Origin of the sequence: Streptomyces sp. NPDC050560, assembly GCF_044457285.1 — a bacterium.
In the GTDB taxonomy this organism is placed as follows: domain Bacteria; phylum Actinomycetota; class Actinomycetes; order Streptomycetales; family Streptomycetaceae; genus Streptomyces.
Window position 1 is genome coordinate 671,043 of the sequence record NZ_JBITGT010000001.1, and the last position, 25,973, is coordinate 697,015.

General features: G+C 74.9%; 24 protein-coding genes. 13 read left to right on the top strand and 11 right to left on the bottom strand.

All coding sequences use genetic code 11. The annotated features are described in order from the left end of the window. Positions 1-38 precede the first annotated feature (38 nt). The 9 genes from ACIBIW_RS02830 to ACIBIW_RS02870 all read left to right on the top strand — a co-directional run bounded on the left by ACIBIW_RS02830 (position 39) and on the right by ACIBIW_RS02870 (position 9,155). The gene (locus tag ACIBIW_RS02830) at positions 39-1,298 is read left to right on the top strand and encodes a YcaO-like family protein (RefSeq protein WP_399331184.1); all 1,260 of its coding nucleotides are present in this window, start codon (positions 39-41) and stop codon (positions 1,296-1,298) included. Positions 1,299-1,399: 101 nt separating this feature from the next. Beyond that, entirely contained in the window at positions 1,400-2,053 is a 654-nt protein-coding gene (locus ACIBIW_RS02835) for a TOMM precursor leader peptide-binding protein (protein WP_399331187.1), read from the top strand. Further along, entirely contained in the window at positions 2,043-3,797 is a 1,755-nt protein-coding gene (locus tag ACIBIW_RS02840) for a nitroreductase family protein (protein WP_399331189.1), read from the top strand. The genes ACIBIW_RS02835 and ACIBIW_RS02840 overlap by 11 nt, the downstream gene beginning before the upstream one ends. Next, entirely contained in the window at positions 3,788-4,459 is a 672-nt protein-coding gene (locus ACIBIW_RS02845; RefSeq protein WP_399331191.1) for a nitroreductase family protein, read from the top strand. The genes ACIBIW_RS02840 and ACIBIW_RS02845 overlap by 10 nt, the downstream gene beginning before the upstream one ends. Positions 4,460-4,462: 3 nt before the next feature. Continuing rightward, positions 4,463-6,445 (top strand): ABC transporter ATP-binding protein, encoded by a 1,983-nt coding sequence (locus ACIBIW_RS02850; protein WP_399331193.1) that lies wholly within the window; start codon positions 4,463-4,465, stop codon positions 6,443-6,445. After that, a complete protein-coding gene (locus ACIBIW_RS02855; protein ID WP_399331195.1) occupies positions 6,442-7,299 on the top strand; it encodes a DUF692 domain-containing protein in 858 nt (285 codons plus the stop codon). Before ACIBIW_RS02850 ends, ACIBIW_RS02855 begins: the two co-directional genes overlap by 4 nt. Then, positions 7,296-8,186 carry a hypothetical protein gene (locus ACIBIW_RS02860; RefSeq protein ID WP_399331197.1) on the top strand — a complete coding sequence of 297 codons (891 nt, stop codon included), beginning with the start codon at positions 7,296-7,298 and terminating at the stop codon, positions 8,184-8,186. Before ACIBIW_RS02855 ends, ACIBIW_RS02860 begins: the two co-directional genes overlap by 4 nt. Positions 8,187-8,305: 119 nt before the next feature. Further along, on the top strand, positions 8,306-8,854 hold the full coding sequence (locus ACIBIW_RS02865; protein WP_399331199.1) for a VanZ family protein: 549 nt from the start codon (positions 8,306-8,308) through the stop codon (positions 8,852-8,854). Between the two features lie 97 nt (positions 8,855-8,951). Then, positions 8,952-9,155, top strand: coding sequence for a PspC domain-containing protein (locus ACIBIW_RS02870; RefSeq protein ID WP_399331201.1), 204 nt, complete (start codon positions 8,952-8,954; stop codon positions 9,153-9,155). A gap of 86 nt (positions 9,156-9,241) precedes the next feature. Here ACIBIW_RS02870 and ACIBIW_RS02875 read toward each other — a convergent pair whose 3' ends face one another. Both ACIBIW_RS02875 and ACIBIW_RS02880 read right to left on the bottom strand, forming a co-directional pair. After that, positions 9,242-9,568 carry an ATP-binding protein gene (locus ACIBIW_RS02875; protein WP_399331203.1) on the bottom strand — a complete coding sequence of 109 codons (327 nt, stop codon included), beginning with the start codon at positions 9,566-9,568 and terminating at the stop codon, positions 9,242-9,244. A gap of 140 nt (positions 9,569-9,708) precedes the next feature. Beyond that, entirely contained in the window at positions 9,709-10,926 is a 1,218-nt protein-coding gene (locus tag ACIBIW_RS02880; protein ID WP_399331204.1) for an adenosine deaminase, read from the bottom strand. Between the two features lie 207 nt (positions 10,927-11,133). On the opposite strand from ACIBIW_RS02880, the gene ACIBIW_RS02885 reads away from it, so the two are divergent. Further along, the gene (locus ACIBIW_RS02885; RefSeq protein ID WP_399331206.1) at positions 11,134-11,892 is read left to right on the top strand and encodes an alpha/beta hydrolase; all 759 of its coding nucleotides are present in this window, start codon (positions 11,134-11,136) and stop codon (positions 11,890-11,892) included. A 234-nt stretch (positions 11,893-12,126) separates the two neighbouring features. On the opposite strand, the gene ACIBIW_RS02890 is transcribed toward ACIBIW_RS02885, so the two are convergent. After that, positions 12,127-13,023, bottom strand: a complete 897-nt coding sequence (locus ACIBIW_RS02890) for a LysR substrate-binding domain-containing protein (protein ID WP_399331208.1) — start codon at positions 13,021-13,023, stop codon at positions 12,127-12,129. A gap of 423 nt (positions 13,024-13,446) precedes the next feature. On the opposite strand from ACIBIW_RS02890, the gene ACIBIW_RS02895 reads away from it, so the two are divergent. Together ACIBIW_RS02895 and ACIBIW_RS02900 are read left to right on the top strand one after the other, a co-directional pair. After that, a complete protein-coding gene (locus ACIBIW_RS02895) occupies positions 13,447-14,694 on the top strand; it encodes an MFS transporter (protein ID WP_399331210.1) in 1,248 nt (415 codons plus the stop codon). Positions 14,695-14,858: 164 nt separating this feature from the next. After that, positions 14,859-15,887 carry a sigma-70 family RNA polymerase sigma factor gene (locus tag ACIBIW_RS02900; protein WP_399331211.1) on the top strand — a complete coding sequence of 343 codons (1,029 nt, stop codon included), beginning with the start codon at positions 14,859-14,861 and terminating at the stop codon, positions 15,885-15,887. Here ACIBIW_RS02900 and ACIBIW_RS02905 read toward each other — a convergent pair. The 8 genes from ACIBIW_RS02905 to ACIBIW_RS02940 all read right to left on the bottom strand — a co-directional run bounded on the left by ACIBIW_RS02905 (position 15,783) and on the right by ACIBIW_RS02940 (position 24,905). Further along, complete coding sequence (locus ACIBIW_RS02905; protein ID WP_399331213.1) at positions 15,783-16,163, bottom strand: STAS domain-containing protein; 381 nt, start codon at positions 16,161-16,163, stop codon at positions 15,783-15,785. The genes ACIBIW_RS02900 and ACIBIW_RS02905 overlap by 105 nt on opposite strands. Before the next feature lie 27 nt (positions 16,164-16,190). Beyond that, positions 16,191-17,468: a thymidine phosphorylase gene (locus ACIBIW_RS02910; protein WP_399331215.1), complete on the bottom strand. Its 1,278-nt coding sequence runs from the start codon at positions 17,466-17,468 to the stop codon at positions 16,191-16,193. Between the two features lie 121 nt (positions 17,469-17,589). Beyond that, the gene (locus tag ACIBIW_RS02915) at positions 17,590-18,012 is read right to left on the bottom strand and encodes a cytidine deaminase (protein WP_399331217.1); all 423 of its coding nucleotides are present in this window, start codon (positions 18,010-18,012) and stop codon (positions 17,590-17,592) included. Beyond that, positions 18,009-19,298 (bottom strand): ABC transporter permease, encoded by a 1,290-nt coding sequence (locus ACIBIW_RS02920; RefSeq protein ID WP_399331219.1) that lies wholly within the window; start codon positions 19,296-19,298, stop codon positions 18,009-18,011. The genes ACIBIW_RS02915 and ACIBIW_RS02920 overlap by 4 nt, the downstream gene beginning before the upstream one ends. Then, positions 19,295-20,437: an ABC transporter permease gene (locus ACIBIW_RS02925; RefSeq protein WP_399331221.1), complete on the bottom strand. Its 1,143-nt coding sequence runs from the start codon at positions 20,435-20,437 to the stop codon at positions 19,295-19,297. Before ACIBIW_RS02925 ends, ACIBIW_RS02920 begins: the two co-directional genes overlap by 4 nt. Next, positions 20,434-22,203 carry an ABC transporter ATP-binding protein gene (locus ACIBIW_RS02930; protein WP_399331893.1) on the bottom strand — a complete coding sequence of 590 codons (1,770 nt, stop codon included), beginning with the start codon at positions 22,201-22,203 and terminating at the stop codon, positions 20,434-20,436. The genes ACIBIW_RS02925 and ACIBIW_RS02930 overlap by 4 nt, the downstream gene beginning before the upstream one ends. A 145-nt stretch (positions 22,204-22,348) precedes the next feature. Beyond that, positions 22,349-23,413 (bottom strand): BMP family protein, encoded by a 1,065-nt coding sequence (locus tag ACIBIW_RS02935; protein WP_399331223.1) that lies wholly within the window; start codon positions 23,411-23,413, stop codon positions 22,349-22,351. Positions 23,414-23,675: 262 nt separating this feature from the next. Next, a complete protein-coding gene (locus tag ACIBIW_RS02940) occupies positions 23,676-24,905 on the bottom strand; it encodes an amidohydrolase (RefSeq protein ID WP_399331895.1) in 1,230 nt (409 codons plus the stop codon). A 261-nt stretch (positions 24,906-25,166) separates the two neighbouring features. On the opposite strand from ACIBIW_RS02940, the gene ACIBIW_RS02945 reads away from it, so the two are divergent. Further along, positions 25,167-25,886, top strand: coding sequence for a hypothetical protein (locus ACIBIW_RS02945; protein ID WP_399331225.1), 720 nt, complete (start codon positions 25,167-25,169; stop codon positions 25,884-25,886). Positions 25,887-25,973 lie beyond the last annotated feature (87 nt).

Below are 25,973 nucleotides of genomic sequence, written 5' to 3' on the forward strand. Positions count from 1 at the left end.
GCGTTTGAGGGGGAGGGGCTTGAGGTTGTGGAGGCTCGATGGACGAGGGGTTGCTCGACGCGCTGCTGTCGCCCTACGGTCTCGCGTCGGCCGTGACGGGGCCGGGTCCACTGCCGCCCGGCCGCCTGCTGACCGGCTGCGTCGCCGACGTCGGCACACCGCACCCCAGGGGCGCCGCACCGGCCGCGCTGAGCGGCGGCGGCCGGGGCCACGACGCCCCGGGGCGCGCCAGGTTCCTCGCACTCGCCGAGGCCGCCGAGCGGTACGCCATGGCGGTCGGGCCCGCGGGACACCGCACCGTGCGCGCCAGCGCGCGGGAGCTGGGCGGCGACTGCCTCGAACCGTTCCGCTACCCGCGCTGCTCCGCGCGCGAACTGGCCGCGGACGACTGCCCGCTGACGGCCTTCGACCCGGCAGCACCGGTGCGCTGGGTCGCGGGGCACGACCTGGCGGGCGGCGGTGACGTGCTGCTGCCCGCCGCCATGGCGTTCCGCTACCCGGAGCCCGAGGGCGGCGCGGAGCGCTTCACCTGGCCGTCCTCGACGGGGCACGCCGTGCACACCGACCCCGCGGAGGCGGTGCTGCGGGGCGCGCTCGAAGTCGTCGAGCGGGACGCCGTCGCGCTGCTGTGGCTCCAGCGGATGGCGCTGCCCCCGGTGCCCGCGGCGGTGCTCGACGCGCGCACGGTGCGCCTCGGCGACGACTGCGCCCGGCGCTTCGTCGCCGTACGGCTGCTCGACGCCACCACCGACCTCGGCGTCCCCACCGTCTGCTGCCTGCTCACCGCGCCCCACCACCCGCGGCTGCGGCACTGGTTCGCCGCTGCGGCGGAGCGCACCCTGACCGAGGCGGCGGCCAAGGCACTTGAGGAGGCGGTGGGCCTGACCGCGCTGCTCGGCGCGCCCGAGGTGGCCGCCCCGCACACGGCGGTGACGTCGAACGCCCGGCACCTGGGCGCCCCGCAGCGTGCGGGCGCCTTCGGCTTCCTCACCGGCCGCGCCGCCGCGCCCCGCGTCGCCCACACACCACTGCCGCCCGGAAGGCGCGCGCTCACCGAGCTGACCGCGCGCCTCGTCCGCGCCGGTGCCCGCCCGGTCGCCGTCGACCTGACCACCGCCGAGCTGGCGGACGCGGGCCTGACCGCCGTGCGCGTCGTCGTACCCGACCTCCAGCCGCTGAGCCCGCACCCGCGCGCCCGGTTCGCCGCCCATCCGCGGCTGTACCGGGCCCCGGCGCTGCTGGGCCGCACCGTCCTGCCAGAAGAGGAGCTGAACCCATGGCCCGCGCCGTACGCCTAGGGGGTGTTGCGAAAGTCCCGCCCTCCGGGCGAACGACGCCACTTTCGCAACACCCCCTAGCCCCCGACCCCGCGGGGGAACCCGCCCCGGCCGAGGGGCCGGTGACCGCGCCGGAGCGGACCGCCCTGCTCGGGGTGGGCCCGTTCGGGCTGCGGGTGGCGTCGCTGCTCGCCGGGACCCTGGGCGGCCGGGAACTGCCGCCGGGCGCCGGGGTGGAGGAGGCGTTCGAGGGCTCCCCCGGCGCCGTGGTGCTGGCGCTGTGGCGGCCCGCGCCCGCGCTGTGCGAGGAGGCGGACGCGCTCTCCCACCGGCTCGGGGTGCCCTGGCTGCCGGTGGTGCTCGAACCGTCATCCGTGCAGATCGGCCCGCTTGTGGTGCCAGGACGCGGCCCCTGCCACCGCTGCTTCGACGAGCGCAGGCTCCAGCACGACCCGCGGTGGCGGGACACCCTCGCCCTCTTCGACGCCTACGACCGGGACCGGGGCTGCGGCCCCGCCGGGTATCTGCCGCAGCACGCCAGGGCCGCGGCCGGGCTCGCCGCCTCGGTGCTGCTCGGGCCCGCGGACGCGGGCGGCGTGGTGACATTCCATCCGCGCGAGATGTCCGTGGGCCGCGACCGCGTGCTCGGCTGCCATGGGTGCCCCCGCTGCGGCGGGCCCATACCCCGCCGTGACCTGCGGGCCCTGCTCGCCGTCCACGCCCCCGCGCCCGCCGACGCGCCCGCCGCCCGTGAGGAGGACGCCCGTGTCCGCTGAGCCCACCACCGCGCCCGCCGAGCCCACCGCCGCGGCGCCCGCGCTGAGCCGCGGTCTCGCGGTGGTGCCCGTGGACGGCGCGCTCCTCGTCCAGGGCTCCGGCACCCGGCACGTCTTCCGCGGCAGGGCCGCCACCGGGCTGCTGCCGCGGCTCCTCGCCCTGCTCGACGGCTCCCGTGACCCGGCCGCGCTCGCCGAGGCGCTGGGCGTGCCGCCGCGCACCGTGGACCAGGCGCTCGGCCTGCTCCGGGAGCGCGGCCTGCTGGACGCCGTACCGCCGACGGACGTCGCGGACCACGTACTCGACCACTACGGGCGCGGCCTTGAGGAGAGCGGCGGCCACCGCACCACCGGGGACCTGCTCGGGCTGCTCGCCCGCGCCGCCGTGCGGGTCACCGGCGCCCCCGAGGTCGCCGCCGCCGTCGCCGCCGACCTGCGCGAGTGCGGGCTGCGCGACGCCGTGGCGGGGCCGCTCGACGCGGCGGGGCTACGGGCACTCGCCGCGGCCCCGCGCGCGCTCGCCGTCGTCATCGAGGGCGGAGGGGACGGCGGGGACGGCCCAGGCGGAGGAGCGGACGGCCGGGGCGGCGCAGCCGAAGGTGACGGCGGGGGCAACGGAGGCGGCGGGGAAGGCGGCGCCCCCGGCCTGTTGGCCCGTACCGCCGCGCGCTGCGGGGGCATCGGGGTGCCGGTGATGCGGGCCGCGGTCTGCGGCGGCACCCTCGAACTCGGCCCGCTCTTCCTGCCCGACCACACCGCCTGCCCCGACTGCGCGGCCACGGCGCGCGCGGACGCCGGGCTCCCGCCCGCCGACGCGCCGACGGGCGCCGGGGCGTCGGCCCTCGCGGGGCTCGTCGCCGGGGACGTGCTGGCCAGGGTCTCCGGGGCCTCGGCCCGCCGGCTGACGGCGCTGACCCGGGTCGCCGCCGACGGCGCCGCCACCGAGAACCTGCTGGTGGTGCCGGAGCCTGGCTGCGGCTGCGCCGACATCGGCGGCGAAGGCGACGGAGGGCCCGACCTCGCGGACGTCGCTCTGTGGGCCACCGAGCGCTCGATGCCCGCCGTGCTGCGGGCGGGCCCGCCCGCCCGGGCCGTGCGGCGCTCCTGGGCCGAACTCCAGGGCGAGCGCCCCGACCTCCCCGCCCACCCCAGGCTGCCGCTCGACGACGAGCCGCTGGCGCTGCCCGGCGCGTTCGGCGACCCCCCGCCCGTGCGCGCGAGCGGCGCCCCGGGCACCGGTGAACTCGGGGGCCTGCTCGCCCGGGTGGCCGGTCTGCGCCGCGGCCCCGGCGACCCGCAGGGGCAGCGGTGGGCGCCCTCCGGCGGCAGGCTCGGCTCGGTCGAGCTGTACCTCGCCACCCGCGACGGCGTGGCGGGGCTGCCCGGCACCCTCTTCCGTTACGACGACCTGGCCCACGCCCTGATCGCCGTACGCGCCGACCCCGTACCGCCGGAGGCCGCGCTCGCCGGGAGCGACCTCGCGCCCGAAGGGCTCGACGCGGTGCTGGTGTTCACCGCCGCCCACGCCAGGCTCGCCCGCAAGTACCAGGACTTCGCCCACCGCCTGGCCCATCTGGACGCCGGGTGCGCCGCCGCGCAGCTCGCCGCGGTCGCCACCGCGCGCGGTCTCCAGGTGCGCTTCGCCACCCGCTGGGACGGCTCCCCCGCCGAGGTACTCGACCTCGGCCCCGAGCAGTACGTGACCGCAGTCGCAGGACTCCACCGAGGTGAACCATGCCGCTGATCCCGCCGGCAGAACCCGTCGCCGCGCTGGCCGGGTTCGTCTCACGGCGCGCCCCGCTGCCGCCCGCCGCCCCGACGCCGCCCGGGGCCGAAGCGGCCCGCGCGGCGGGCGGGCACGCGCCGCCGGTACGGGGCCTCGACGCCGTGCTGCGCGGACGGCGCTCGGTGCGCGACTTCGGCGCGGACCCCGTGGGCGCCGTGCTGCTCCACACCGTGCTCGGCCTCGCCCACGACGCCGACCTGGCGCAGTGGCCGCCCACGGCCCAGGGCGACCCGGGGCTGTGGCTGCTGCTCGCGGTGCGCGCTGCGCCGCCGCTGGCCCCGGGCGCGTACCGCTGGGAGCCGGGCACGGGGCCACGCCCCCTCGGCCGCCCGCTGCCGCTCGGGGAACTCGCCTCGGCCTACGCCGACGCGCCCGTCCTCGCCCTGGTGTGCGGCTCGCCCACGCGGGTCGGACCCGAGGCGGTCGGCGGCCTGCTGGTGCGGGCCGGGGCGCTCGGCCACGCGATCTGGCTCGCCGCCCGCACCCACGGGCTCGACTGCTCGGTGTACGGCGGCGCGTCCGCGGAGGCGCGGGGAGCGGCCTCGCGCGCCGTGCCGGGCGCACGGCACCTGTTCACCGTCGCGCTCGGCCACCCGGCGCGCCCTTCCCTGGACGGCTGACCCATGGCGCGGCGAACGAAGGGCACCCCGGCGAACGGCGCCCCGGTGGAGTGCGCCCCGGTGGAGTGCGCCCCGGTGGAGTGCGCCCCGGCGGGGAACGCCGGGAACGGTCCCGGCGGCGTCACCACCTGGCAGGTGATGAGGCGCATGGCCACCCGCTTCCGGCCCTACCGCCTCCAGGCGGCGGGCTCCCTCGTCATGGTGCTGCTGACGGTCGCCCTCGGCACCGCGGGGCCGCTGCTGCTCCAGCGGGTCATCGACGTCGCGCTGCCCCGCCGTGACATCGGGCTGCTCAGCCTGCTGTGCGGCCTGATGATCGGGTGCGGGCTACTGGCCAGCCTGCTCGCGGTCGCCGAGAACGCCCTGACCAACTGGACGGGCCAGCGGGTCGCCGCCGCGCTGCGGGTGGACGTGTACGACCACGCACGCGCGCAGCGGCTGCGGTTCTACACCGAGCAGGGCAGGGCGCAGATCCAGACCCGTCTGGTGAGCGACGTGGACGGGGTGGACCGCTTCCTGACGGGCACCGTGCACCAGGTGCTGTCCGCGGTGACCGCGCTGCTGGTCGCCGGGACCGCGATGGCCGTCCTGAGCTGGCCGCTCGCCCTGGTGTGCCTGGTGCTCGCCCTGCTGCTGAGCCTGCTCAACAACCGCTTCGCCAGGCGCCGTAGGGACCTCGCGCGGCGCCGCCAGCGGCTGCTGACCACGGTGCTGCGCTACGTGGCGGAGGACCTGTCGCTCGCCGGGGTGCTGCTCGGCCGCACCCTGCGGGTGACCCACCGCCAGCGCGAGCGCTTCGTCACGATCTCCGACGAGATCCGCAAGGTCACCTTCGACCAGCGGATCGCGGGCATCTCCGCGCTCACCGTCATCGGCACCTCCTTCGCCTGTGTGCCGCCGCTTGTCTACTGGGCGTACGGGACGTTCACCCCGCACGCGTCGGTCGGCGCGGTGGTGGTGCTCGTCATGCTCCAGACCCGGCTCTCCCAGCCGATCCAGAGCCTGCTGCGGCTCAGCGGCGGGTTCCAGACCTCGGTCGCCATGTTCGAACGGGTGCTTGAGTACGTGGACATGGAGCCGGCGGAGGACCTGGACGCGGTCGAGCGCGGCGGGGCGCGCCGCGGCGCGCCCGGCGACCCGGCGGGGGTGGCGCTGCGCGGCGTCGGCTGCCGCTACCCGGGCGCGCTCACGCCCGCCCTCGACGGCGTCGACCTGGACTTCGCGCCCGGCTCCGTCACCGTCGTCACCGGCGCCACGGGGTCGGGCAAGAGCACCCTCGGGCTCGTCCTCGCGGGGCTGCTCGGCCCCGGACAGGGCACGGTGCGGCTCGACCCGGGTCCGTACGGTACGCGGGAGACGACCGAGGGGGCCGAGGGTGCCGACGCGCCCGTGGGGCTGCGCGGGGCGGTCACCCTGGTGCCCCAGCACACGGCGCTGCGCCACGGCACCGTACGGGACAACCTGCTGATCGCCCGGGACACGGCCACCGACGCCGAGCTGGACGCGGCGGTCGCGGTGGCGCAGCTCACCCCCACCATCGCCGCCCTCGGACACGGCTACGACACCCCCGTCGGCGAGGACGGCCTCCAGCTCTCCGGCGGGGAGCGGCAGCGTCTCGGCCTGGCACGGGCGCTGCTCGCCGACTGCCGGATGCTCGTCGTCGACGAGGTGACAAGCTCCCTCGACCGGCACACCGCGGACCGCCTCAACACCGCGCTGCGGGCGCACTGCCGCGACCGGACCCTCGTCATCGTCGCCCACCGGCTGCCCAGGCTCGAACCCGCCGACCGGGTCGTCGTCCTCGACCACGGCCGGGTCGTGGAGAGCGGCAGCCACGCCGAACTCGCCGCCGCGGACGGCGCGTACGCGGCGCTGATCGCCGCGGGCAACGCCCAGGCGCCGCGGCCCGCCGCCGCGGTGGCGCTGCCGCGGGCCGCGGCGCCCCTGGCCCACGCAACGGACACCCCAGAAGGAGGCCCGGCATGACCGGCGCACCCCCGTACACCGCCACGCCGGAACTCGGCGTGGGGCTCGGCCACCGGGCCGAGCTGCACGACGACATCGTCGCGCACCGCACCGAGATCGACTGGCTGGAGATCATCACCGACCACTACATGGGCGGCCACGACCACGACGTGCTGCGGGCGCTGCGCGCGACGTTCCCGCTCGTCCCGCACAGCCTGGACATGTCCATCGGCTCCGACTCCCCGCTCGACCTGGCGTATGTGGACGAGGTGGCGGCGGTGGCCGACGCGGTCGACGCGCCCTGGGTGAGCGACCACCTCTGCTTCACCAGGGAGGAGGGCGTGGCGCTGCACAACCTGACACCGGTGCTGCGCACCAGGCGCAAGGCCGCGTCGGTCGCCGACCGGGTGCGCACCGTGCAGCGGCGCATCGGGCGCCCGTTCCTGCTGGAGAACATCACGTACTACGTCGACATGCCGGGGGAGCTGTCCGAGGCCGCGTTCATCGGGGAGGTGCTCGAAGGCTGCGAGGCGGGCCTGCTGCTCGACCTGAACAACCTCGCCGTCAACGCGGCCAACCACCGCTTCGACCCGTACGCGTTCCTCGACGAACTGCCGCTGGAACGGGTGGTGCAGGTGCACCTCGCGGGCAATCTGCCCGACCCGCTGGGGGCGCAGGTCATCGACGGCCACAACGCGCCCGTGGGCGAGGACGTGTTCGCGCTGCTCGCCCATCTGGAGGGCCGCCACCACCTGCGGGCGGCGATGATCGAGCGGGACGACCACTTCCCCGACGACTTCGGCGAGCTGCTGGCCGAACTCGGGCACGTACGCGGCGCTCTCGCGGCCGGTGCGGCGGCGAGGACCCCGGCATGACGGCGGACACCGCGAGCACCGCGGACACGGCCGACACGGCGGACACGGCGGACGCACCGGACTCGGGCCGCGCGGGCGCCGCGCCCCCGCGCGACCGGGCGCGGGGTGAACGGGGCCTGACGGCGCAGGAGTTGCTGGCACGGCTGCTGATCGACCCGGGCCTCGCCGAGGAGCTGCGGGCGGGGCCCGCCGGGTTCGCGCGGCGGCACGGCGTGGACCCGGGCGTCGCCGAGGCGCTTGCCGCGGTCCCGGTGCCCGGCATGCGGCTCGCCCGCGGGATCACCCGGGGCAAGCGGCAGCACCGGGTGGTGACCTCGTTCCCCGGGACGTTCGCGCTCGCCGCGGCGGCCGGGGAGGGCGCCGAGGACGCGCTGATCGCCGCGGCGCTGGCCCGGCCGTCGCTCGTGGGGCCCGCCGACCTGCTCGCGGCGGGCGAGGAGCTGAGGCGGGCCGCCGCGGGGCTGCCCGGGGGGCCGACGACCGACGCGCTGCGCGAGGTGGCCGCCTTCGAGACGCTGTGGTACCGGGCGCAGGTGCGCGCCGCCGGGCCCGCAGCGGCCCCAGGGCCCCCGGCGCTGCGGCCCGGGGTCGTCCTGGCCGTGTTCGACCGCCCGGTGGCGGAGGTCCAGCGGCTCGCCGTCGCGGGGCACCCGCCCGAGGACCTGCCCACCGGGGTCACGCACTACCTCGTCCGCGCCGAGGCGGGGTCGACCCGGGTGCGCTCCCACCGGGTCTCCCCCGTCCTCGCCGCCCTCCTCGGCGCCTGCGACGGCGAGCGCACGGCGGCGGGGGCGGCCGGGCAGGCGGGCCTCGAACCGGCCGAGGCGGAACGCGCCCTGCGCTCCATGGCGGCCAAGGCCATCCTGACCTGGGCACCGGGCACGTAGCCCACCGCCCACCGGGGACGGCCCGCCCGCCGGGCCCCGGCGCCCGTGCCCACCGGCCCCGGAGCAAAACCCCTGAAACGCCCCGGAACCAATCCGGCGCCACCGACGTCCTTGACCTCGTGCAGCATGGCTCTCGCGGCAGCAAGGCCCCGATCCGCTACCGCGCGACAGGAGCAGTCCTCCTGGTCGCGCATCTTCTGCTCGTCGCCTACTTCGCGCTGCGGCCGCTCGACGTGCCCTGGGTCAGCCCCGCCAACCTGCATCCGCTCGCCGGCATCAAGGCGGACGTCGCGCTCGGGCCCCTCCAGGGCACCCGCAAGATCGGCGAGGGGCTGCTGCTGCTCGCGCCGCTCGGGGTGCTGCTGCCGATGATCAACGGCAGGCTCCTCGCCTCCCCTTTCACGTCCATGGCCCGTACGGTCGCCGCGGGGGCGCTGATCTCCCTCGGCATCGAACTCCTCCAGACCGGGGTGCCAGGCCGGGTGGCCGACGTCGACGCGCTGCTGCTCAACACCCTCGGGGTCGCACTCGCGCACCTCGCCGTCGTCCCCGCGACCAGGGCGGGGCTCCGCCGCAGGGTGGAGCGCAGGCTCGCGCACCGCCCCCCGGAGGAGGACGGGTCTCAGGGTCCGGCCCCCAGCATTTCAAGGGTGCGGATAGCTCCTTAGGGCGATGATCCACGGCGGTCCGCGGACCTACGGTGGAAGTAACGCAAGGCGCCGCGGAGAGCCCGCGGACCGTGCCGACGCGCCTGAGGAGAGTGCCATGAGTGCCTTGGTCCGCCCCACAGAGAACCGCATGATCGCCGGAGTCTGCGCGGGGCTCGCCCGCCGCTTCGGCACCACGCCCGGCACCATGCGGGTGATCTTCCTGGTCTCCTGCCTGCTCCCTGGCCCCCAGTTCCTGCTCTATCTGGCCCTGTGGATTCTGATGCCGAGCGAGCGGCGGACCCAGGCGACGGCCTGGTGACGCGGCACTGTCGGGACCCGCGGACACGGCGAAGGGGCGCACCGGTCGATCGGTGCGCCCCTTCCGGGTTCCGTGGCCGCCCGGTGTCAGCCGCCGAGGGCGCCGAGCGCGCTCGCCGGGTTGACGCCGTTGACCGGCAGCCCGCCCAGCAGACCGCCCGCGCCCTTGCCGTCGGCGCCGAGCACCTGCGGCGCCGCCTTCTCCACCTGCGGCACGGCGGCGTTCAGCGTCGGCTGGGCGGCCTCCACGGTGTTGGCGAGCGCGTGCTGCCCGGCCGGGAGCGCCGTGTTCACGGTGCCGAGCACGCTGCCGACGTCCGACAGGGGCAGCGCCTGGGCGGCGGCAGAGCCCACGGCGGCGAAGGCGGTGCCGAGCACGGCGACACCCAGGGTCCTTACGGTGGACTGCTTCATCTCAGTTGCGTCCTCGCGACGGGGAAACGGGAAATCGAGCAGTCCACGAATTTATGGGGGCGCCGGGGGGAACGCAAATATCGAAACGGCCCGAGAAAAGTCACCGGAAACCCGTGACCCGCCTCGGCGCCCGCCCCGGATCAGCCGCCGTTCGCCGCGCCGTCGCTGGTGACGGCGGACTGCGTGAACAGCCATTCGGACTTCAATTCGGCATATCCGGGCTTGATGACATCATTGATCATGGCCAGTCGTTCATCGAAAGGAATGAATGCTGATTTCATCGCATTGACGGTGAACCACTGCATGTCGTCGAGCGTGTATCCGAAAGTGTCGACCAGGTGCTCGAACTCCCGTGACATGCTCGTGCCGCTCATCAGCCGGTTGTCGGTGTTGACGGTGGCCCTGAAGTGCAGCCGCCGCAGCAGCCCGATGGGGTGCTCGGCGTAGGAGGCCGCGGCGCCGGTCTGGAGGTTCGACGTCGGGCACAGCTCCAGCGGAATCCGCTTGTCGCGCACGTACGAGGCGAGCCTGCCGAGCCGCACGGTGCCGTCGGTGCCGTCGGCGCCGCTCGCGTCGCGCTCGATGTCGTCGATGATGCGCACCCCGTGCCCGAGCCGGTCGGCGCCGCACCACTGGAGCGCCTGCCAGATCGACGGCAGCCCGAACGCCTCGCCCGCGTGGATGGTGAAGTGATTGTTCTCGCGCTTCAGGTACTCGAACGCGTCGAGGTGGCGGGTGGGGGGATAGCCGGCCTCGGCGCCCGCGATGTCGAAGCCGACGACGCCCAGGTCCCGGTAGGAGTTGGCGAGTTCGGCGATCTCCAGGGCCCTGGCCGCGTGCCGCATCGCGGTCAGCAGGGCGCCCACCCGGATGCGGCGCCCGGCCTCCCTCGCCCGCCGCTCCCCCTCCCGGAAGCCCTCGTTCACCGCCTCCACCACCTGCTCAAGGGTGAGCCCGCCCGCCAGATGCTGCTCGGGCGCGTACCGCACCTCCGCATAGACGACGCCGTCCTCCGCCAGGTCCTCGGCGCACTCGGCGGCCACCCGGCGCAGCGCGTCGGCGCTCTGCATCACCGCGCAGGTGTGCGCGAACGTCTCCAGATAGCGCTCCAGGGAGCCGGAGTCGGCGGCCTCGCGGAACCAGGCGCCGAGCTTGTCGGGGTCGGTCTCCGGCAGCGCGTCGTACGCCGCCGGGTCCCCGGCCCGCGCCGCCCGCCCGGCCAGCTCGACGACCGTGCCGGGGCGCAGCCCCCCGTCGAGGTGGTCGTGGAGCAGGACCTTGGGGGCGCGCCTGATGTGGTCCCGTGAGGGGGTGCCCGGCTGCTTGGGCTGCTGCGTCTTCACCGGCTCGCTTCTCATGTACACAACTCTAACTCCTACGCGCGTAGACACGGGAGCCCCCTCCCTCGCGTCACCCGCCGTTTCCGCCGCGCCCCCGCGAAGATCCAAACGACCCGGCCCAGCCGCCCCGACAGGCCCGCGGGGCGGGCGTGCGCCGCCTTCCGATACACAACGGTGACCAGCCGGGCGGGTCGCCCCACGGCCCGTTTCTGACACTGTTTTGTCATGCCACAGCAAGCGACGCCGACGCGCACGGCGAGGCTGGGGAGATCGGCCGGAAGTCCCCCGTCGACGGTGGGCGGGGTGGTGCTGCTGCTGCCGCCGGGGGCCGAGGTCTCGGCGCGCAGGCCGGCGCCCGTGACGTCCACGGCGGTACGCGCGCTGGCGCGCGCGCTGTCCCAGGCCGGGCGCGCCGAGGGCCTGGTGGCCCACCCCGTCCACTACCGGGTACGCGGCTGGAACGGCGCCCAGGCCCAACTCGCCCAGGACGCCGCCTGGGCGACGGACGAGGTGGTACGGCGCTACGGCGACGTGCCGGTGTGCCTCGCCGGGGTGGGCATGGGCGGCCGTGCTGCGCTGCGCGCGGGCGGGCACCCGGCGGTGGCATCGGTGCTCGCGCTCGCGCCCTGGCTGCCGGAGGACGACATGGCGGCGCCGCCCGAGCCCGTCAAGCAGTTGACGGGGCGTCAGGTGCTGATCGTGCACGGCACGAACGACGAGCGCTCCGACCCCGAGCTGTCCTTCCGGCTGGCGGCGCGGGCGAAGAAGGCCAACCACACCGTGTGCCGCTTCGAAGTCCACTCGGACCGGCACGGGTTGCGCCAGTACCGCTCAGAAGTGGTCGCGCTCTCCGTCGACTTCACCCTGGGCTCCCTCTTCGACCACGACTTCTCCCGCCCCGTCCAGGACGCGCTGGCCGCCCCGCCCCCGCTCGGCCTGCGCATGCCGCTGGCGTCGGGGTTCACGGGGGCGGGACGGCGCTGAGGCGGGGGCGCGGCTGCTCGCGGGTGGGGCCGCGTGGCCGATGGGCCGTGCGACGGGGCGGGGCGCGTGGCGGGCTGGGCGCGGGGGGTGTGGCGGGCGGGCGTGGCAGGCGCGCGGGGTGGGCGTGCGTGGTGGGCGTGCGTGGCGGGTGGTGCGCTCCGGCGGGCATGGCAGATGCCGCGCCCCGGGGCGCGTGGCGGGCGCCCGGGTCAGGGGCGGGAGGCGGCCGTCGGCTCACCGTGACACCAGGCGCCCCCTGCGGGAGAGCAGGAACGCCTTGAACGCCGCCACCGGTGGCGCGTCCGTGCGCCCGTCGAGCCAGGCCACGCCGATCTCGCGGACGGCGCGCGGGGCGGTCACCGTGAGTTCCGCGACGCCGGGGCGCGGCACCGGGGGCGGCGGCAGCAGGGCCACGCCGAGGCCCGCCGCCACGAAGCCCCGCAGCGTCTCGATCTCCTCGCCCTCGAAGGCGATACGGGGCCTGAAACCGGCCTCGGCGCAGAGTTCGTCCACGATGCGGCGCAGCCCGTACCCCTCCTCCAGGGTCACGAACACCTCGTCGGCCGCCTCCGCGAGCCGCACCCGGCGCCGGCCCGCGAGCCGGTGCCCCTCGGGGACGACCAGCCGCAGCCGCTGCTCGTCGAGCCGCCGCACCACGAGCCCCGGCGCCTCGGGCAGCGGGGCGGTCAGACAGAGGTCGAGTTCGCCCGCGCGCAGCCGGTCGAGCATGGCCTCCGCGTAGTTCTGCACCAGGCTGAAGCGGACCCGCGGATGGTCGACGCGGAAGGCGCGGATCAACTCGGGCACCGTGCCGGAGCCCATGGTGTGCAGGAACCCGAACGCGACCTTGCCCGCGGCCGGGTCGGCGTCGGCCCTCACCTCCTCGGCGCCCCTGCCCACCTCGGCGAGCGCGCGCTCGACCGCCCCCAGGAAGGAGCGCCCCGCCGGGGTGAGCGCCAGGCCCCGCCCGCGGCGCGCGAACAGCGGGACCCCGAGGTCCGCCTCAAGCCGTACGAGGGCACGGGAGAGGGTGGGCTGCGGCATGCCGAGCGCCGCCGCCGCCCTGGTGACGTGCTCGGCGCGGGCCACGGCCGCGAACTGGGCGAGCCGGGGCGCCAGCAGCCCGGCCACACCGTCACGCTCGTCACCCCCACGGAGACCGCCTCCCACAGCACGCGCCTCGCCCGCCGCCCCCGAAGCGGCCCCCGCTAGGGGGTGTTGCGAAAGTGGCGTCGTTCGCCCGGAGGGCGGGCCGGGCGGCGTTCGGTGCGTGCGATCGCAAGGCGGAGGGTCGCCCTCGTACTGGGCGTACGAGGGCGTGCCCGACAACGCGGCGAGCGTGCGTGCCGGGCGTCGCCCGGCAGACGGGACTTTCGCAACACCCCCTAGGTCCCCCGCCCCTGCCGAGTCGGCCGAGTCCACCGGCTCCTCGGTGTTCCTCGGATCACTCCGGCGCGGAGTCCACCCCCGCGACCTGCTCTCATGCGTCATGACATGAATTATCGCGCTGCCATGCATTGGACGCATCATTCGTACGGTCCTACGTTCAGAGGCATGCCTGCCGCCAGAACGGAGCCACCGGAGTCCGAAGCCACCGTCGCGCCCGCCGACGGGCGGCTGACGCCAGGCGGCCCCGGCTACCGCCGTATGAGCCTCGCCCTGTTCCTGGCCGGGGTCGCGACCTTCGCGCTCCTCTACTCCACGCAGGCGCTGCTGCCGCTGATCTCCGACGACCTGAACGCGGGCGCGAGCCTGGCCAGTTGGACGGTGTCGGCGGCCACGGGCGCCCTCGCGCTGTGCGTGCTGCCGCTGAGCGCCCTGTCCGAGCGCTACGGGCGCCGCACCCTGATGACCGCCTCGCTCGGGGTGGCGGTGGGGCTCGGGCTGCTGGTGCCGTTCGCGCCGTCGATCGGCGTGCTCATCGCGCTGCGCGCGCTCCAGGGCGCGGCGCTCGCCGGGCTCCCCGCCTCCGCGATGGCCTTCCTCGCCGAGGAGGTACGGGCGAAGGCACTGGTCAGCGCGGTGGGGCTGTTTGTCGCCGGCAACAGCATCGGCGGCATGAGCGGGCGGATCATGGGCGGCTGGATCGCACAGGAGTGGGGCTGGCGCGCGGCGGTCGGCACGATCGGGGTGATCTCGGTGCTGTGCGCGGTGCTGTTCCGGGTGCTGCTGCCCGCGCCGCGCCACTTCGCCCCCGGCTCGCCGCGCCCGGCCGCGCTCGCCCGCACCGTCGTCGGGCACCTCTCCGACCCGCTGCTGCGCCGGCTGTACGCGCTCGGGGCGCTCTTCATGACGGTGTTCGGGGCGGTGTACACGGTGATCGGCTTCCGGCTGAGCGAGGCGCCCTTCTCGCTGCCGCAGGGCGTCGTCGGCTCGGTCTTCGTGATCTACCTGGTGGGCACCGGGACCTCGGCCGCGGCGGGCCGCCTGGTGCGCGGGCTCGGCAGGCGCGGCGCCCTGTACCTGGCGGCGGGCACCACCGCCGGGGGCCTGCTGGTGACCCTGGTGGCCTCGCTGCCGCTCGTGCTGCTCGGCCTCGTGCTGATCACGGCGGGCTTCTTCCTCGGCCACGCGGTGGCGTCGTCCGCGGTCAGCCACACCGCGCAGCACGGCAGGGCGCAGGCGTCCGGGATCTACCAGTCCATGTACTACATAGGGTCGAGCGCGGGCAGCGCGCTGGGCGCGACGGCCTTCCACGGCTCGGGCTGGCCGGGGACGGTGGCACTCGGCCTCGTGGCGGTCTTCGGCGCGCTGACGGTCACCTTCCTCGGCACCAGGGCGGCCGCGACCGCAGCCTCGTAGCCCCGGGTCCTTCCGCCCCGCCGCGGGCCCCGCCCGTGCGGAGCACGGCCGTATCCGATCCGCGGGGGAAAAGCCCTGATCAGCTTGCATTGTCACACCCCGCATGTAGCTTCGGAACCGGGGCAGAGAACCGGCCGAGCAGGGGTGGACAGGCGATGGTGGGCATGGAGCGTGCGACGACACCGGCGGTGGAGGACCGGAGCGAGACCGGCCCAGCCGCCCAGGCGGAAGCGGGATTCGAGCGGTACCGCACCGAGCTGACCGGTTACTGCTACCGGATGCTCGGCTCCCCCTTCGAGGCGGAGGACGCGGTCCAGGACACCATGGTGCGTGCCTGGCGGGCGTACGAGCGGTTCGAGGGCCGCTCCTCGCTGCGCTCGTGGCTGTACCGCATCGCGACGAACGTCTGCCTCGACATGCTGAACGCGGGCAATCGCAGGGCCCGCCCGATGGACATGTCGCAGCCGCAGACGGCGGCCTCCGCGGTGCTGCGCGAGCAGGCCGAGCCGACCTGGCTCGAACCGGTCCCCGACGCCCGGGTGCTCCCCTCGGTCGCCGACCCCGCGGAGGCGGCGGTGGCCCGCGAGTCCGTGCGGCTGGCCCTCATCGCGGCGCTGCAACACCTGCCGCCGAAGCAGCGCTCCGTGCTGATCCTGCGGGAGGTGCTGGCCTGGCGGGCGAGCGAGGTCGCGGAGCTGCTGGGGACCACGGTCGCGTCGGTGAACAGCGCGCTCCAGCGGGCGCGGGCCACGCTCGCCGAGCGGCGCACCAGGGAGGCGGACACCGCGGCGCCGATGGACGAGGAGCAGCAGCAGCTCCTTGAGCGCTATGTGCGGGCGTTCGAGGGCTATGACATGGCGGCGCTGACGGCGCTGCTGCACGAGGACGCGGTCATGTCCATGCCTCCGTACGACCTGTGGATGCGGGGCGCGTCCGAGTTCTCGGCGTGGATGCTCGGCGAGGGCGCGGGCTGCCGCGGCTCACGGCTGCTGCCGACGGTCGCCAACGGCACCCCGGCGTTCGCCCAGTACCGCCCCGACCCGTCGGGCGAGGGCTACAGCCCCTGGGCGCTCCAGGTGATCGAGATATCAGAGGGCCGGATCTTCGGGCTGACCTCGTTCCTCGACACGGCGCGCTGGTTCCCCCTGTTCGACCTCCCGCTCAAGCTCGACCGGGAGGGCCACGAGCTGTAGCAGCCCCCGCAGCGCCGGGGAGGCGTTGCGCACCAGGACGCGCCCCCCGGCCCGTACGGCGGCGAGCTGGAGCCGGGCGAGGAGGTCCACGGCGGCGAGATCGAGCCCGGCGAGCGCGCGCACATCGCAGACGGCGATCCCGTGGGACGCCGCCGCGCACGCCGCCCGCTCGCACAGCCCCACCACCTCCTGCGGCCCGGGCGCCGGAGGAACGACCATCACGTGCGGTGTCGGCATCTCCACGATGTGCAGACCACGCGGGGCTTGGGATCTCATCGCGCGGGAGAGGCCGCAGCGCCTGGCTCAGCCCACCCGTTCCAGTACGACCGGCGGCGCGGTGAAGGGGGTGTCCGCCGGGGCCGTGTCGTACGCGCCTGTCAGGGCGTCGAGGGCGGACGGGATGCGGTCGGGGGTGTCCGTGTGGAGGGTGAGGAGCGGGGCGCCCTCGGTGACCCGGTCGCCGGGCTTGGCGTGGAGTTCGACGCCGGCCGCCGCCTGGACCGGGTCCTCCTTGCGGGCGCGGCCCGCGCCGAGCCGCCACGCGGCGACGCCGACCGCGTACGCGTCGAGGCGGGTGAGGACGCCGGTGGCGGGCGCCGTGACGGTGTGCCGCTCGCGTGCGGTGGGCAGCGGCGCGTCGGGGTCGCCGCCCTGCGCGGCGATCATCCGCCGCCAGGCGTCCATCGCGGAGCCGTCGGCGAGGGCGCGGGCCGGGTCGGCGTCGGGCAGTCCCGCCGCGGCCAGCATCTCCCGGGCCAGCGCCAGCGTGAGGTCGACGACGTCGGCGGGCCCGCCGCCCGCGAGCACGTCGAGGGACTCGCGCACTTCGAGGGCGTTGCCCGCGGTGCGGCCGAGCGGGGTGTCCATGCCGGTGAGCAGGGCGACGGTGCGCACCCCGTGGTCGGTGCCGAGGCCGACCATGGTCGAGGCCAGCTCCCGGGCATCGGCGAGGGTCTTCATGAAAGCGCCCGAGCCCACCTTGACGTCGAGTACCAGCGACCCCGTGCCCTCGGCGATCTTCTTCGACATGATCGACGAGGCGATCAGCGGGATGGACTCCACGGTGCCCGTGACATCGCGCAGCGCGTACAGCTTGCGGTCCGCGGGCGCGAGCCCGTCGCCCGCCGCGCAGACCACGCACCCGGCCGAGCCCAGCACCGACAGCATCTCGGCGGTGCTCAGCCCCGCCCGCCAGCCCGGGATCGACTCCAGCTTGTCCAGGGTGCCGCCGGTGTGCCCGAGGCCGCGCCCCGAGAGCTGCGGCACGGCGGCGCCGCAGGCGGCGACGAGCGGGGCGAGCGGCAGCGTGATCTTGTCGCCGACGCCGCCCGTGGAGTGCTTGTCGGCGGTGGGCCGCGGCAGCGAGGAGAAGTCCATCCGGTCGCCCGAGGCGATCATCGCGGCGGTCCAGCGGGCGATCTCGCGGCGGTTCATGCCGTTGAGGAGGATCGCCATGGCAAGCGCCGACATCTGCTCGTCGGCGACGGCGCCGCGGGTGTAGGCGTCGACGACCCAGTCGATCTGCCCGTCCGACAGCTCCTCGCGGTCCCGCTTGGCGCGGATGACGGAGATGACGTCCATGAACTGCCTCCTGCTGGCATGCGCATACGTACGGCGGTGCGTGGGCGCGCGGCGTACGCGCGCCTCCCGGGGCCGTGGGTGGGAAAAGCCCCGGGGTCCGGTGGGTCAGGGAGTCAGGGAGTCAGGGAAGCTCCTGGGGGCCGAACGCCTCGGGAAGCATCTCGGCGAGCGTGCGAAGACCGCTCCCGGTCTCCATGATCAGGGCGGGGCCGCCGAACTCGTAGAGGAGCTGGCGGCAGCGGCCGCACGGCATGCACAGCTCGCCCTTGCCGTCCACGCAGGTGAAGTGGGTGAGCCGGCCGCCGCCGGTCAGCAGTAGCTGGGAGACGAGGCCGCACTCGGCGCACAGGCCGACCCCGTACGAGGCGTTCTCGACGTTGCAGCCGGTGACCGTGCGGCCGTCGTCCACCCGGGCGGCGGCGCCGACGGGGAAGCCGGAGTACGGCGCGTACGCGCGGGACATCGCGGCGCGTGCGGCCTCCCGCAGCTCCTGGACCACCTGCTCGTCGGGCCCGGCGCCGCCGCCCGGCCTCTCGCCTGTCACGTGCCCTGCCCCTTCCGGTAGCGCATGCCGTCCGCCCGCGGCATGCGCAGCCGCTGCGCGGACAGCGAGAGCACCAGCAGGGTGATGACATATGGGGTGGCGCCGACGAAGTCGCCGGGCACCGAGTCCGTCAACAGGTACCAGACCAGCACCACGGCCGCCACGACCGCGCTGGTCACGCCCTGCCACAGCGCCCCGCGGTACAGCTTCCAGACGGCGAGCACCGCCAGCAGCACGACCAGCAGGAGCAGCAGCGCGTGCACGGTCTCGCCGCCGTTGCGCAGTTGCAGCGCGTCGGAGAAGCCGAAGAGCCCCGCGCCCATGGCGAGGCCGCCGGGACGCCAGTTGCCGAAGATCATCGCGGCGAGGCCGATGTAGCCGCGCCCGCCGGTCTGGCCCTCGGCGTAGATGTGCGAGGTGACCAGCGCGAGGAAGGCGCCGCCGAGCCCGGCGAGGCCGCCGGAGACGGCGACGGCCGCGTATTTGTACGAGTACACGGGCACGCCGAGCGACTCGGCGGCCACCGGGTTCTCCCCGCAGGAGCGCAGCCTGAGGCCGAACGGGGTGTGCCACAGCAGCCACCAGCTCCCGGCGAACAGCAGCGCCGCGATGATCGTCACCACCGAGAGGTGGGTGACCAGGCCGCCGAGGATGCCCGCGAGGTCGGAGACCAGGAACCAGTGGTGCTTCTCGATGGACGCGAGCCCCGGGGACAGGCCGGGGACGGTGACGTCGGTGAGGGAGTCCACGGGCGGCGAGGTCTTGGGGTTGCCGCCCTTGGCCTCGGCATCCCCGCCGGTGAAGAAGACCTTGGCGAGGTACTGGGTGGCGCCGAGCGCGAGCAGGTTGATCGCGACACCCGACACGATGTGGTCGACGCCGAACGTGATGGTGGCGACGGCGTGGATGAGCCCGCCGACGACGCCGAAGCCGATGCCGCAGAGCAGCCCGAGCCAGGGGCTGGTCTGCCAGCCGAGCCAGCCCGCGCCGAAGGTGCCGAGGATCATCATGCCTTCGAGGCCGATGTTGACCACCCCGGCCCGCTCCGACCACAGGCCCGCGAGCCCGGCGAGCCCGATCGGCACGGCGAGCCCGAGCGCCGCCCCGATCTGGCCCTCGGAGGTGAGCTGCTCGGCGCCGGTGACGATGCGTACCAGGGAGACCAGGACGAGCGCCGCCGCGATGATCACGGCGGTCCGCGCGCCGGTGAGGCGCGGCGCCCGGGAGCGTGGGCCGCCGGCCGCGGGGGCGGCGGGCGGCGGCGCGTCGGTCGTCGTGGCGGTCATCGCGCCACCTCCTGCTCCTCGGTGGGGACGGCCGCGGTGGCCGCGGCCTTCGCCGCCAGTTCGGCGCCGACCCGCTGTTGCTGGCGTTTGAGGCCGTAGCGGCGCACGACCTCGTAGGCGATGACGACGCAGAGCACGATCACGCCCTGGATGACGCCCAGGATCTCCTTGTCGTAGCCCTGGAACTCCAGGTGGTTGGTGGTGCGTTCGAGGAAGCCCCAGAGCAGGGCGCCGAGCGCGATGCCGACGGGGTGGTTGCGGCCGAGCAGGGCGATCGCGATACCGGTGAAGCCGATGCCGGTGGGGAAGTCGTTGCTGAACTGGTGGCTGTCGTTGAGCAGCGTCGGCATGCCGATGAGGCCCGCGACGGCGCCGGAGATGACCATGCTGCCCGCGACCATCTTCTTGACGCTGACGCCGCTGGCCGCCGCGGCCGACTCGGAGCGGCCCACGGTGCGCAGGTCGAAGCCGAAGCGGGTCCTGCCGAGCACGAACCAGTACGCGACGCCGACGAGCACCGCGACCACGAGGAAGCCCCACAGCTCGCCCGCGGCCCCGGTGTCGAAGGAGAAGAAGTACGAGCTTTTCGGGAGCGGCTTGGTGGAGACGAGGGTGCCCGCCTGGTCGAGCTGGCCCAGTTGCTCGGGCTGGAGCAGGTAGGCGATGACGGCGGTGGCGATGGAGTTCAGCATGATGGTCGCGATGACCTCGCTGACGCCCCTGGTCACCTTGAGCACGCCCGCGATCGCCGCCCACAGGGCGCCGGTCGCCATCGCGCAGAGGATGATCAGGACGATGTTGACAGGGCCCGGCAGGGTGAGCGCGCCGCCGAGGACGGCGGCGACGAACGCCGCGAGCCGGTACTGGCCGTCGACCCCGATGTTGAACAGGTTCATCCGGAAGCCGACGGCGACCGCCACGCCCGCCAGGTAGTACGTGGTCGCCTTGTTGAGGATGTAGACCTGGCTGTCGCTCGCGGAGCCGTACGAGAGCATGTCGCTGAAGGCGGCGGAGGGGTCCTTGCCGGTGGCGAGGATCACCAGGGCGGTGACGACCAGGGCCGCGACGATCGCGAGGACCGGGGCCGCGAGCGCCAGGAAGAGCCGTTCCCTGTCGATGCGGGAGAGCAGTGACTTCATCGCGGGGCGTCCTCACTGTTCTCGCCGCCGGTGGGGGTGGTGCCGTCGGGGGGCGCGGGTTCCGCGTCCGGGGCCGCGGGCGGCTCCTGCGGGGTGCCCGACGGCTGCGGCGGGACCGCCGTGTGCTCCAGGTGCCCCGAGGCGGCGCCGGTCATCGCGGAGCCCAGTTCCTCGGGGGTGATGGTGGCGGGGTCGGCGTCGGCGACCAGGCGGCCCCGGTACATCACCCGCAGCGTGTCGGAGAGGCCGATCAGCTCGTCGAGGTCGGCGGAGATCAGCAGCACCGCCAGGCCCTCGCGGCGGGCCTCGCGGATCTGGTCCCAGATCTGCGCCTGCGCGCCCACGTCGACGCCCCGGGTGGGGTGGGCGGCGATCAGCAGCTTGGGGTGGTGGCTCATCTCGCGGCCGACGATCAGCTTCTGCTGGTTGCCGCCGGACAGCGACGCCGCGGTGACCTCGATGCCGGGGGTGCGGACGTCGTAGTCGCGGACGATGCGCTCGGTGTCGGCGCGCGCGGCGCGGGGGTCGAGCAGGCCGCCGCGGGAGTTCGGGCGCTCGGTGACATGGCCGAGGATGCGGTTCTCCCACAGCGGGGCTTCGAGCAGCAGGCCGTGGCGGTGGCGGTCCTCGGGGACGTAGCCGATGCCGCGCTCGCGGCGGCGCCTGGTGGGCGCGGTGGAGATGTCGGCGCCGTCAAGGACGACGGTGCCCGAGTCCGGGGGCCTGATGCCCATCACGGCCTCCACCAGCTCCGACTGGCCGTTGCCCTCCACGCCCGCGATGCCCAGCACCTCGCCGTGGTGGATGGTGAAGGAGATGTCGTCGAGGATGATCCGCTGCACCCCGTCCAGATCCTCCTGGGCGAGCCTGAGGCCCGCCACCGTGAGCATCGGGGTGTCGGTGACGGTGGACTCCTCGGTCTGCGGCGAGGGCAGCTCGCTGCCGACCATCAGCTCGGCGAGCTGCTTGGCGGTGGTGGCGCGCGGGTCGGCGGTGCCGACGGTGGTGCCGCGCCTGATCACGGTGATCTCGTCGGCGACCGACAGCACCTCGCCCAGCTTGTGGGAGATGAAGATGACGGTCAGGCCCTCGGACTTCAGCTCCCGCAGGTTGGCGAAGAGGCCCTCCACCTCCTGCGGCACCAGGACGGCCGTGGGCTCGTCGAGGATCAGGGTGCGGGCGCCGCGATAGAGCACCTTGACGATCTCCACCCGCTGCCGGTCGGCGACGCCCAGGTCCTCCACCAGCACGTCGGGGCGTACCCCGAGGCCGTACGCGTCGGACAGCTCCATGATGCGGGCGCGGGCGCGGGCCCCGATGCCGTGCAGCTTCTCGGCGCCGAGGACCACGTTCTCCAGCACGGTCAGGTTCTCGGCGAGCATGAAGTGCTGGTGGACCATGCCGATGCCGCGGGCGATGGCGTCGGCGGGCGTGGCGAAGGAAGCCCGCTCGCCGTCCACGGTGATGGTGCCCTCGTCGGGCTTCTGCATCCCGTAGAGGATCTTCATCAGGGTGGACTTGCCTGCGCCGTTCTCCCCGCACAGGGCGTGTACGGTGCCGCGGCGCACGGTGATGTCGATGTCGCGGTTGGCGACGACGCCGGGGAACCGCTTGGTGATGCCGCGCAGTTCGACGGCGGCGGGCGGGCTTGACGCGTTGATGGCGCACTCTCCTCGGGGGGAAAGGGACTGCGGGGGAGGCGGTGGCGGGCGGCGTCGGTGACGCTGGCGCGTCAACCCCCCACTACACGCGTGCAGTTGACACATTGTCATGGCCCGGTGGTCGGGTCGGCGGCGCCGCGCCGTCTTCCCCTCGTACGCCGGGCGCCCCGGGAGGCGGGGCGTGGCGTGCCCCGCGGTGGACGCCGGTGCCGGGCCGTGCGCGCCCGGCGGACCGGGCGCGCGGCGGGCGTCAGGGGGTCGTCTTGACCTTCACGGCGCCGTCCGTGATCTTCTTCTTGGCGGCGTCGAGCTGGGTCTTGATGTCGTCGAGGTTGCCGCCGCTGGTGGCGAGGGAGACACCGCCCTGGGCGAGCGCGTAGGTGGAGGTGCCGGTCTTCGGCTTGCCGTCCTTGACGGACTTGATCAGGTCGAACACGCCGATGTCGACGTTCTTCACCACGGAGGTGAGGATCGCCTTCTTGTACTTGGCCAGGCCCGGGATCTGGTACTGGTCGGAGTCGACGCCGATGGCCCAGGCGCCCTTGGTGCCGGCGACGGCCTCGATCGCGCCGTTGCCAGAGGAGCCCGCGGCGGCGTAGACGACGTCGGCGCCCTTGTCGAGCATGCCCTGGGCGGCTTCCTTGCCCTTGTCGGGGCTGGCGAATCCTGAGGTGTCGGAGCCGTGGCTCAGGTACTGCCGCTCGACCTTGATCTTCTTGTCGGTGTCGGTGACACCCTGGACGAAGCCCGCCTCGAACTTCTTGATCAGCGGGACGTCGACACCGCCGATGAAGCCGACGTGGTGGGCCTTCGACTTCAGCGCCGCCGCGACACCGGCCAGGTAGGAGCCCTGCTCCTCGGTGAAGACGATGCTGTCGACGTTGCTGCCGGGCACCTGGGAGTCCACGATGCCGAACGTGGTCTTCGGGTACTGCTTGGCGACCTTCTGCATGCTGCTCGCGTACGCGTAGCCGACGCCGACGATGGGGTTGTAGCCCGCGTCCGCCAGGTCGCCGAGGCGCTGCTCGCGGTCGGCCTCGGTGTCCGAGGTCTTCGCGGTCAGCTCCTTCATCTGGGCGCCGAGTTCCTTCTTGGCCTTGTCGGCGCCGCGGGCGGCCGAGTCGTTGAAGGAGTGGTCGCCGCGGCCGCCGACGTCGAAGGCGAGACCGATCTTCAGGCCGCTCTTGTCGCCGTCCGACGACGAACCGCTCGATCCCGAGTCCTTCTCGGAGGACGTACTGCCGCACGCGGTGACGGAGAGTGCGAGGGCTGCGGACACGAGACACGCAGCGGAGAGCTTGGCTACCCGGCGCAAGGGGGGCTCCTTCAAACCTGGCCTGAAGCGCCGCTTCGGCGCCCTGTTTTCGCCGCATCGTAACGCGCGTAGATGTCAGATAAAGCCGCTCCCCTAAGCCGTTATCGGATCGACGCGAAGCCGCCGTTAACAGTGGGATAAGCAGGGTTACGGGGGGATGACATGAGGTGACGCGGGGGCACCTGGGGCGGGTGGTGCACGGCGGCCGGGGCGGGCGCGTGCGGGGGGCCCGGGGGGCGCGCGGGGGCGGCGGCGGGGTGGCTCATGTCGTCAGCAGGGCGGCGGCCGTGAGCAGCTCGGCGCCGACCACGATCGCGTTCTCGTCCGGGTCGAAGTCGCCCTGGTGCAGGTCGCCCGCGTCCGTGACGCCGGGCCTGCGCACCCCGAGCCGCGCCATCGCGCCCGGCACCCGCTCCAGGTACCAGGAGAAGTCCTCGCCGCCGAGGCTCTGCGCGGTGTCCTCCACCGCGTCCGCGCCGTGCCGCGCGGTCATCGCGTCGTGCAGCAGCCGCACCATCGGGGCGTCGTTGACCACCGGCGGCACCCCGCGCACATAGCTCACCGCGGTCTTGGCGCCGTGCAGCCGTGCCACCTCGTCCACCGCGGCGGTGACCAGGTCGGGCGCCTGCCGCCAGGCCGCCAGGTCGAGGCAGCGCACGGTACCGGAGAGTTCGGCGCGGCGCGGGATCACGTTGCAGGCGTGGCCCGCCTCGATACGGCCCCAGGTCACCGCGAGCCCGGCGCGGGTGTCGACGCGGCGGGCGAGCAGCGCGGGCACGTCGGTGGCGACCCGGGCCGCCGCGGTCACCAGGTCGGTGGTGAGGTGGGGGCGCGCGGTGTGCCCGCCGGGGCCTTCGAGCACGAGGTCGAGCCGGTCGCAGGCGGAGGTGATCGCGCCCGCGGCGAGCCCGATGCGCCCGGTGTCGACCTTGGGGTCGCAGTGCACCCCGAGGATGGCCGCCACCCCGTCGAGCACCCCGGACTCGATGGCGTCGGGCGCTCCCCCGGGCAGCACCTCCTCCGCGGGCTGGAACACCAGCCGCACCGGGCGGCGCAGCCCGCCCTCCCGGTGCAGCGCGGCCAGCACGAGGCCCGCGCCGAGCACCACCGAGGTGTGCACGTCGTGGCCGCAGGCGTGGGCGAGCCCGGGGACGGTGGAGCGGTAGGGGCGCCCCGTCTTGGTGTCGGGCACCGGCAGCGCGTCGATGTCGGCGCGCAGCGCGAGCAGCCTGCCGCCGCCCGCGGCCGTATCGCCGGGGGCCCCGGCGGCGGGCTCGACGCCGATGTCGCAGATCAGCCCGGTGCCCATCGAGAGCACCCGGGGGCGCAGGCCCGCCGCGGCGAGCCGGGCGCGCAGCGCCTCGGTGGTGCGGAACTCCTCGTTGCCCAGCTCCGGGTGGGCGTGCAGGTCCCGGCGGAAGGCGACAAGCTCGCGCCGCAGCTCCGCGGAGACCCGGCCGGGCAGCGCGGCCCCTTGCGGCCCCCCTGGCAGGGCGGGGGCGACGGTGGCGGTGCGGGGAGCGCGGGGCGCGAACGGCTGGGGGCTCACCCTCCGAAGGGTAGGCCACCGCGGCGGCGGCCCGCGGAGCCGTCCGCCCGCCGGGGCCCCGGCGAGGCCGCGCGGGCGGAACCGGGTCCCGCCGGGAGGGCTCCCGTACGGGACGCGGCACGCTGGGCCCTGGGATGCTGGGGCCACCGGATTCCGGGGGCCCGCGAGGTTCCGGTGCCGGGGTCGTCCTGGGGGGGAGGCGCCATGGCGGTGGGCCGGGGACGCGGCGCGTACCGGAAGGGCCGGGCGGGGCGCGGGGGGTGGTCGCCGCGGCGCGCGCCGCTCTGGCTGCGGGCGCTGCTGCTGCTCTGCTGTGTGGCGGGCGCGGTGCCGCTCTGGCAGCAGGCGTCGCACGCGTACGACGACGCGATGGCGTACCGGCGCGCGCCCGTCTGCGCCGGGCGGGCCGCGCGCGACTGCGTGGAGCTGGACACCGGCGTGGTGCGCGCCCTGGACAAGTACGAGACGTGCACGACCGACAGCAACGGCGTGCGGACGTGCACCTGGCACTACCGGCTGCGGGTCGAGCGGCCGCACCGCACGCAGTGGATCGGCGTCGGCTCCCGCACGTACCGCGACACCCACCGGGGCGACGCCGTGGACCTGCACCTCTGGCGCGGCTCCGTGGTGCGCATGGTGGTCGCCGGGCATACGGAGACCTACCGGCCGCCGTCCGAGGAGAGCACGGGCTGGTGGGCGGCGGGCCTCTGGCTGGTACTCGGCGCCGCGCTGTGGGCGGCGTGCGGCGGGCGCCTCGCGATGCTGTTCAACATCGGCACCTTCGGGTGGCTCTGGCTGAGCGTCCCCGTGGTCCTCTTCGTCAGGGCCGCGCTGTTCGGGGCAGGCGCAGTGGAACTCGTCGTGGCGGCGGTGATGGCCTTGTTCGGCGTCGTGTTCACCGTCTTCGCCTGGGCGGGGTCGTAGCGCGGCGGGCTCCCGCGGCGGGGTCGGCGCCTGGGTGCGGGGGGCCGCGTCCGCTACCGTAAACCGTTGGGTGGGCCGGGCCGCGGG

Bases quoted from the DNA above. Each gene is read 5' to 3' on its own strand.
- ACIBIW_RS02870 (WP_399331201.1), top strand. From the start codon at position 8,952: ATGAGTGCCTTGGTCCGCCCCACAGAGAACCGCATGATCGCCGGAGTC.
- ACIBIW_RS02875 (WP_399331203.1), bottom strand. From the start codon at position 9,568: ATGAAGCAGTCCACCGTAAGGACCCTGGGTGTCGCCGTGCTCGGCACC.
- ACIBIW_RS02900 (WP_399331211.1), top strand. From the start codon at position 14,859: ATGGAGCGTGCGACGACACCGGCGGTGGAGGACCGGAGCGAGACCGGC.
- ACIBIW_RS02860 (WP_399331197.1), top strand. From the start codon at position 7,296: ATGACGGCGGACACCGCGAGCACCGCGGACACGGCCGACACGGCGGAC.
- ACIBIW_RS02925 (WP_399331221.1), bottom strand. From the start codon at position 20,437: ATGAAGTCACTGCTCTCCCGCATCGACAGGGAACGGCTCTTCCTGGCG.
- ACIBIW_RS02855 (WP_399331195.1), top strand. From the start codon at position 6,442: ATGACCGGCGCACCCCCGTACACCGCCACGCCGGAACTCGGCGTGGGG.
- ACIBIW_RS02895 (WP_399331210.1), top strand. From the start codon at position 13,447: ATGCCTGCCGCCAGAACGGAGCCACCGGAGTCCGAAGCCACCGTCGCG.
- ACIBIW_RS02905 (WP_399331213.1), bottom strand. From the start codon at position 16,163: ATGAGATCCCAAGCCCCGCGTGGTCTGCACATCGTGGAGATGCCGACA.
- ACIBIW_RS02830 (WP_399331184.1), top strand. From the start codon at position 39: ATGGACGAGGGGTTGCTCGACGCGCTGCTGTCGCCCTACGGTCTCGCG.
- ACIBIW_RS02850 (WP_399331193.1), top strand. From the start codon at position 4,463: ATGGCGCGGCGAACGAAGGGCACCCCGGCGAACGGCGCCCCGGTGGAG.
- ACIBIW_RS02845 (WP_399331191.1), top strand. From the start codon at position 3,788: ATGCCGCTGATCCCGCCGGCAGAACCCGTCGCCGCGCTGGCCGGGTTC.
- ACIBIW_RS02910 (WP_399331215.1), bottom strand. From the start codon at position 17,468: ATGGACGTCATCTCCGTCATCCGCGCCAAGCGGGACCGCGAGGAGCTG.
- ACIBIW_RS02930 (WP_399331893.1), bottom strand. From the start codon at position 22,203: ATGTGTCAACTGCACGCGTGTAGTGGGGGGTTGACGCGCCAGCGTCAC.
- ACIBIW_RS02945 (WP_399331225.1), top strand. From the start codon at position 25,167: ATGGCGGTGGGCCGGGGACGCGGCGCGTACCGGAAGGGCCGGGCGGGG.
- ACIBIW_RS02885 (WP_399331206.1), top strand. From the start codon at position 11,134: ATGCCACAGCAAGCGACGCCGACGCGCACGGCGAGGCTGGGGAGATCG.
- ACIBIW_RS02880 (WP_399331204.1), bottom strand. From the start codon at position 10,926: ATGAGAAGCGAGCCGGTGAAGACGCAGCAGCCCAAGCAGCCGGGCACC.
- ACIBIW_RS02920 (WP_399331219.1), bottom strand. From the start codon at position 19,298: ATGACCGCCACGACGACCGACGCGCCGCCGCCCGCCGCCCCCGCGGCC.